Source organism: Cellulosilyticum ruminicola JCM 14822, assembly GCF_001311925.1.
GTDB classification, from domain to species: Bacteria; Bacillota; Clostridia; order Lachnospirales; family Cellulosilyticaceae; genus Cellulosilyticum; species Cellulosilyticum ruminicola.
The window spans coordinates 1-3,049 of sequence record NZ_BBCG01000130.1; the positions used below are offsets into that span (position 1 = coordinate 1).

Annotated in this window: 4 protein-coding genes and 9 tRNA genes; all 13 read left to right on the forward strand. The window is 34.6% G+C overall.

Translation table 11 applies throughout. The annotated features are described in order from the left end of the window. The first annotated feature begins 10 nt into the window (after positions 1-10). The 13 genes from JCM14822_RS18200 (at position 11) to JCM14822_RS20805 (ending at position 3,015) form a co-directional block, all read left to right on the forward strand. Positions 11-83 (forward strand) — tRNA-Trp (locus tag JCM14822_RS18200). 3 nt (positions 84-86) lie between these two features. After that, a tRNA-Val gene (locus JCM14822_RS18205) sits at positions 87-159 on the forward strand. A gap of 6 nt (positions 160-165) precedes the next feature. Next, a tRNA-Met gene (locus tag JCM14822_RS18210) sits at positions 166-242 on the forward strand. A gap of 4 nt (positions 243-246) precedes the next feature. After that, positions 247-318, forward strand: a tRNA-Asn gene (locus JCM14822_RS18215). Between the two features lie 115 nt (positions 319-433). Beyond that, positions 434-715 carry a hypothetical protein gene (locus JCM14822_RS18220; protein ID WP_054744044.1) on the forward strand — a complete coding sequence of 94 codons (282 nt, stop codon included), beginning with the start codon at positions 434-436 and terminating at the stop codon, positions 713-715. A 131-nt stretch (positions 716-846) separates the two neighbouring features. Further along, a tRNA-Asn gene (locus JCM14822_RS18225) sits at positions 847-918 on the forward strand. Between the two features lie 39 nt (positions 919-957). Continuing rightward, a tRNA-Trp gene (locus tag JCM14822_RS18230) sits at positions 958-1,030 on the forward strand. Positions 1,031-1,041: 11 nt separating this feature from the next. Continuing rightward, positions 1,042-1,114: transfer RNA gene (locus tag JCM14822_RS18235), tRNA-OTHER, on the forward strand. Positions 1,115-1,130: 16 nt separating this feature from the next. Next, positions 1,131-1,203: transfer RNA gene (locus JCM14822_RS18240), tRNA-Val, on the forward strand. 25 nt (positions 1,204-1,228) lie between these two features. Next, positions 1,229-1,302: transfer RNA gene (locus JCM14822_RS18245), tRNA-Met, on the forward strand. A 145-nt stretch (positions 1,303-1,447) separates the two neighbouring features. Continuing rightward, positions 1,448-2,263 (forward strand): Cof-type HAD-IIB family hydrolase, encoded by an 816-nt coding sequence (locus tag JCM14822_RS18250; protein WP_054744046.1) that lies wholly within the window; start codon positions 1,448-1,450, stop codon positions 2,261-2,263. A 52-nt stretch (positions 2,264-2,315) separates the two neighbouring features. Next, positions 2,316-2,789 carry a 2-C-methyl-D-erythritol 2,4-cyclodiphosphate synthase gene (ispF, locus tag JCM14822_RS18255; RefSeq protein ID WP_054744048.1) on the forward strand — a complete coding sequence of 158 codons (474 nt, stop codon included), beginning with the start codon at positions 2,316-2,318 and terminating at the stop codon, positions 2,787-2,789. Positions 2,790-2,847: 58 nt separating this feature from the next. Then, positions 2,848-3,015, forward strand: coding sequence for a hypothetical protein (locus JCM14822_RS20805; protein WP_157047899.1), 168 nt, complete (start codon positions 2,848-2,850; stop codon positions 3,013-3,015). Positions 3,016-3,049 lie beyond the last annotated feature (34 nt).

Here is a 3,049-nt window from a genome sequence, read left to right on the forward strand (position 1 = left end):
AAAAAAACATAGGGGCATAGTTCAGTTGGTAGAACGTCGGTCTCCAAAACCGAATGTCGTGGGTTCAAGTCCTGCTGCCCCTGTATGGTCGCTTAGCTCAGCTGGGAGAGCACCTGCCTTACAAGCAGGGGGTCACAGGTTCGAGCCCTGTAGCGACCATTATGTGGCGGAATAGCTCAGTTGGCTAGAGCACACGGTTCATACCCGTGGTGTCATGGGTTCAAATCCCTTTTCCGCTACCAATATTCCTCGATAGCTCAGCGGCAGAGCATTCGGCTGTTAACCGAAGGGTCGTAGGTTCGAACCCTACTCGGGGAGTTAAATAATAGAAGCCACTAAAAAATACAATATTTTAGTGGCTTTTTTATTATATAAAACTTCTTAAGTAAGGGTATTATATATATAAACTTAGTAACTTAAGGAGAGCTATATAATGAAAAGATGGAAGCTAAGATTTCTTATAATGTGCATGTTAATAGCATTAGAAAGTTGGAATGTAGAGGTTACAGTAGGGGAAGAGCGAAAAATTTGCTATAAGTGTCATGGAGAAGGACATGAAATATGTTCGGTATGTACAGGAGTTGGATTACAGCTTTATAGCATAGTAGGGAACAAATCATTTCTTGGGTTAGATACAATAATATGTACAAGATGCAATGGGAGTGGAAAAATCTCATGTACGGTATGTGGTGGTGTAGGAACATTAAAGAAATAAGTTCTATACAAACATAATATATTTATAATATAGAGAGTATATTTGAGTATAAAAATAAAAAAATGTTAAAAAGTGTTGACACATGGTTAGTACTTTGATATAATAATTGTGTGTTTAAAAGAACACAATATTCCTCGATAGCTCAGCGGCAGAGCATCCGGCTGTTAACCGGAGGGTCGTAGGTTCGAACCCTACTCGGGGAGTTTTGTTTTGTATAAAATTAGACAAGCAGTCATTCATGAAGGGGCATAGTTCAGTTGGTAGAACGTCGGTCTCCAAAACCGAATGTCGTGGGTTCAAGTCCTGCTACCCCTGTTTCAAGATTTGGCCCAGTGGTACAGTTGGTTAGCACGCCGCCTGTCACGGCGGAGGTCGAGGGTTCGAGTCCCTTCTGGGTCGTTAGTTATTATTATATGGTCGCTTAGCTCAGCTGGGAGAGCACCTGCCTTACAAGCAGGGGGTCACAGGTTCGAGCCCTGTAGCGACCACTTGTTATTAATTTAATACTTATATGGCGGAATAGCTCAGTTGGCTAGAGCACACGGTTCATACCCGTGGTGTCGTGGGTTCAAATCCCTCTTCCGCTACTATATGGAAAGCACTTCAGTTTAGTATTTATAAGCTGAGGTGTTTTTTTGCATTATTTTATAATATGGATTTTAAGTAGGAAATATGATACGATGAAGAAAATTGGCTAATATTATCAAAAAAATATAGGAAAGTGAGTATGGCGTGAAAAAACGATTATATATTTCGGATTTGGATGGTACACTATTAAATAATGAGAAGAAGATTACAGCATATAGTAGAGAAACTTTAAATAATCTAATTTCTAGAGGGGTACAGATTTCTATTGCAACGGCTAGAACCTCAGCTACCGTTGAGAAAATGCTAAAAGGAATAAATATTGAGATTCCAGTTGTATTAATGAATGGTGTTGCATTATATGACTTAAAACAACATGAGTATATTGATGTAGAATATATTGATAAGGGTAGTTCAGAGGAAATCATTAGACGTTTGGAGTCGGCACATCAAGGTGGATTTATTTATACAATAGAAGATAAAGATCAATTAACAGCTTATTACAATAAGAGTTTAAATTCATATGAAACAATTTTCTATGAAGAACGTAAAAAAGCTAAGCTTTTTAAAAATACTAAGGTAGAAAAGCTAAAGGATATAATTTACTTTGTCTTTATGGATGAAAAAGAAAAAATTGAAGAGATTGCAGAGCTTATTAGAGATATACCAGCAATAGATTATTCATTATACAAGGATAATTATATGGAAGGGGCATATCTCTTAGAGGTATATAGCAAGAAAGCCTCTAAATCTAATGGTGTTTTAAAAGTAAAACAGCAATATGATTATAAGGAAGTTGTTTGTTTTGGAGATAATCTAAATGATTTAAGTATGTTTCATATAGCAGAATATAGCTATGCAGTTGGAAATGCTGTAGATGTGTTAAAAGAAGTGGCTACAGAAGTAATTGATAGTAATGAAGAAGATGGTGTAGTAAGTTTTATTAAAAAATTAGAAAGTTAGATATAATATATAGTACAGTAAATGTATAAGATAATATAAAGGAGAAAAATAAATGTTAAGAGTAGGAATGGGATATGATGTACATCAATTAGTTGAAGGTAGAAAGCTTATTATGGGTGGTGTAGAAATAGCACATGATAAGGGATTATTAGGACATTCAGATGCGGATGTTGTAGTACATGCGATTATGGATGCATTAATAGGGGCAATAGCTGAAGGAGATATTGGAAAACATTTTCCAGATACAGATCCTCAGTATAAAGGGATTTCAAGTATTGCTTTACTTAAACATGTAGGGAAACTTTTAAAAGACAAAAAAGCAGTTATTCATAATATTGATGCTACAATCATTGCACAAAAACCTAAAATGGCACCACATATTTTAGCGATGCGTGAGAATATTGCAAAGGCACTTGAAATTGCAGTAGGTCAAGTAAATATTAAAGCAACGACAGAAGAAAAATTAGGTTTTACTGGTGCAGAACAAGGTATTTCAAGTCAAGCTATTGCAATGGTCGATTTATAAAATTCAATTTAGAAGTATAAATTAGAAGTGATAAAACTATAAAAGAGAGGGAGTATATATGAGAAAAACATTAATAGGTATATTAATTGGAATCAGCATGATACTCGTGTATATTTTAATTATAGGTAAGAATATGGATTTAATAATGGCTAAACTTAAACCTTATAAGAAATATAAAGTTTATAAGAACAGATATGTTAAATTAAAACCAGAAGTTTATAGATAATATGTTTTAGTCATAACCTTATAATTTATACAAT

Excerpts from the sequence above, each read along its gene's own strand:
- JCM14822_RS18220 (WP_054744044.1), top strand. The coding sequence starts at position 434 with ATGAAAAGATGGAAGCTAAGATTTCTTATAATGTGCATGTTAATAGCA.
- ispF (WP_054744048.1), top strand. The coding sequence starts at position 2,316 with ATGTTAAGAGTAGGAATGGGATATGATGTACATCAATTAGTTGAAGGT.
- JCM14822_RS20805 (WP_157047899.1), top strand. The coding sequence starts at position 2,848 with ATGAGAAAAACATTAATAGGTATATTAATTGGAATCAGCATGATACTC.